Raw genomic sequence first — 2,504 nt, forward strand, 5'->3', positions numbered from 1 at the left:
GTCGGGTAGCCGGGATGCATTACTGCATCCCGGCCCCCTCAGAACCGTGCGTGCACCTTTCAATGCACACGGCTCAAGCTCGCCCCATGGGCCAGCGCAGTTTCACTTGGCCTGCACGCCATCTTGAGCGTGTAGCTGTCGATGGCATGCGGAGTGCACGAGACGGAGGTTGGTTCGATCGTCGGAGCCGCCGTCTCGCCGGTAAACGAAGTGATGCTTGTGCAGCATTTTCTTCGAAGCCGCGAACCAGTTGATCCATTCACGTGGACTGTCCGGTTCATACTCGGCCCCGGCGATGAGCGCCTGATTGCAGAGTGGGCAGAGCCCCCTCTGCTTGTACGCCAAGGACAGACTTACCTTGTCCATCGGCGGTGGCGCCTTCTTACGACGGCGTCCTTGCCAGTACTCGGCCAGGGCAGGGTCGTCGGGAGACGCCGCACCCTTCACTTGCACGTGGCGGACGATCTTGGTCCAGCCGAACTTGGGGAGATAGGCGCCGCTGATACGGTCCCCGAACACCCACTTGTCGTTTCTGGACTCGTTGAACCTGCCGAAGTATCTGTTGGCTACCCAGACCCTCGGCTTCCTCGGATGGCTCCTTTTCGCCCATTCCCAGAGCAGTCCCCACACATAGTGGTCCAGACTTGCGAATGTTTGAGAGGAAACCGCCTTCCGGTAATACGCCGACCATCCACGGATGATCGGCGTCAACGCCCTCAGCATTCCCGCCGTGTTGGAGCCATACAGCCCCTTCACTTCGGTACGCAGGGTTTCCCGGAGTCTCTTGACAGCATCAGCACTTGGCTTGATGAGCAGCTTTCCGTCGTAGCGGCGGATATTGAACCCGAGGAAGTCGAACCCGTCCTCCATATGGAGGATCCGGGTCTTTCCTTCGTTGAACCGCAGTCCTCTCGGCTCCAGCCACTCTGCCAACCGTTCCTTGATCTCTTCCGCTTCGGACTTGCTGTGGCACATGACCACGAAGTCATCCGCGTAACGGATCAGGATCGGAGTCCTGGGGGCAGCCTTCGGCTCGTATGTCTTCGCCTCGGCTCCCCAGTACCGGCATCCTGCTGCCTCTTCCATCCCGTGCAGTGCCACATTCATCAGCAGCGGACTGATCACACCGCCCTGTGGAGTCCCCTCCTCGGTCGGTGTGAAGCGGCCCTCTTCGACCACACCGGCCCTCAGCCACGCCCGGATGAGACTCCGGCCGGGGAATCCCCCGACGGCGTCCATCAGGCGAGGATGGTCGATGCGGTCGAATGCCGCCGACAGATCGGCATCGAGAACCCAGAGGCGTTTGGCGTTCTTGCGTGCCGTTGCCCCGAAAATGGCCTCGATTGCGTCGTGGCACCCCCTCCCCGGGCGGAAGCCGTATGACCGGGGTTCGAAACGGGCCTCCCACTCGGGTTCCAGCGCATTCTTGACGCGGGCCTGCATGGCCCGGTCCCGAATCGTCGGAATACCGAGCGGGCGCTGCTTCCCATTACTCTTCGGGATGTATACACGCCTGACCGGCATGGCTCGCCAGGGTTTCTCGACCCGATGGACCTCTGTCGCGAGATTCCAGCGAGCCTTGGGCGTTACCGCCTTCTTCCTGTCGACGCCGGCCGTCTTGCGGCCAGTACTCAGCTGAGACACTCGCCTCACGCTCACCAGCGTGTTGGAGTAGCTCCGCAGCATGAGCTTTTGAAGATTCCTGACCTTGGGCCAGTCCTCTTTCTGCGCGGCCTTGAAGATCCGCTGTCTCAGTCGCCGTACTTCCCCCTCGCATTGACTCCAGTCAATCTGGTGCCACAGCGTGGAGACGTCCTCGGGTCCGTTCGCCGGGCTGAGCGGCAGAGCAGACATGCCCACCGTCCTCCCGGTGTCTAACTTGCTCCTCGGTTCGGGCTTCTTCTCAGTTCTCTTCAAAGGCTTACCTGGTTCACGTCTGCTCCCTTTCGGGCCGGGGAAATTCCCGTATCCGGCAGGTTATACGGGCACGTTCGCCCGACTTCCCTTTCCCTTTCGGGGACCGGCATTCGCTTCTTGAACCATCCTGTCCGGCTGAGGAATTCCGCTCTCCTTGCGGTCGGCCTACCAGATCCTTCTGGACCTCAACCGGGTTTCCACGTTCCGCACCGTCAAGATGCGTCCGGGGAGGGCGCCCCCTATTGCCCCGTGGCCAGCGGTGTTCACGAGCCTCGGGTCAGAACCCTCGGCTCCGCTTGACGCTTCCCAGCATCCAGGCCATGACCGCCGCTATTGCTCGACATCGGGCGGGTTACGCTGACGAGGCTTTGACAGGGGTTCACTTTCGTTCACCCTTCCGGACTGCCCCTCGGCCTGTGACGTCAGATGCCTTGACGTTCTTGGGCCTTGAGCGCTCAGCTTCATACCCCGCCGTTGCCAGCGACGCATGTGAGCGTGGAACCAGACCTCAGAACACTGGTCTGGGACACCCCGGTTTGACCCGAGTTATCCGCTTGAGCGGTGCGACCTCGTGTCGCACCCTGAAG

Annotated in this window: 1 protein-coding gene; it reads right to left on the reverse strand. The window is 61.6% G+C overall.

The window, feature by feature from the left end; all coding sequences use genetic code 11:
- Positions 1 to 102 precede the first annotated feature (102 nt).
- On the reverse strand, positions 103 to 1,854 hold the full coding sequence (gene ltrA, locus ACFWPS_RS53895; RefSeq protein WP_383721899.1) for a group II intron reverse transcriptase/maturase: 1,752 nt from the start codon (positions 1,852 to 1,854) through the stop codon (positions 103 to 105).
- Between the last annotated feature and the right edge of the window lie 650 nt (positions 1,855 to 2,504).

Origin of the sequence: Streptomyces sp. NPDC058457 (assembly GCF_042720695.1) — a bacterium.
Classification (GTDB): domain Bacteria; phylum Actinomycetota; class Actinomycetes; order Streptomycetales; family Streptomycetaceae; genus Streptomyces.

Excerpts from the sequence above, each read along its gene's own strand:
- ltrA (WP_383721899.1), bottom strand. The coding sequence starts at position 1,854 with ATGTCTGCTCTGCCGCTCAGCCCGGCGAACGGACCCGAGGACGTCTCC.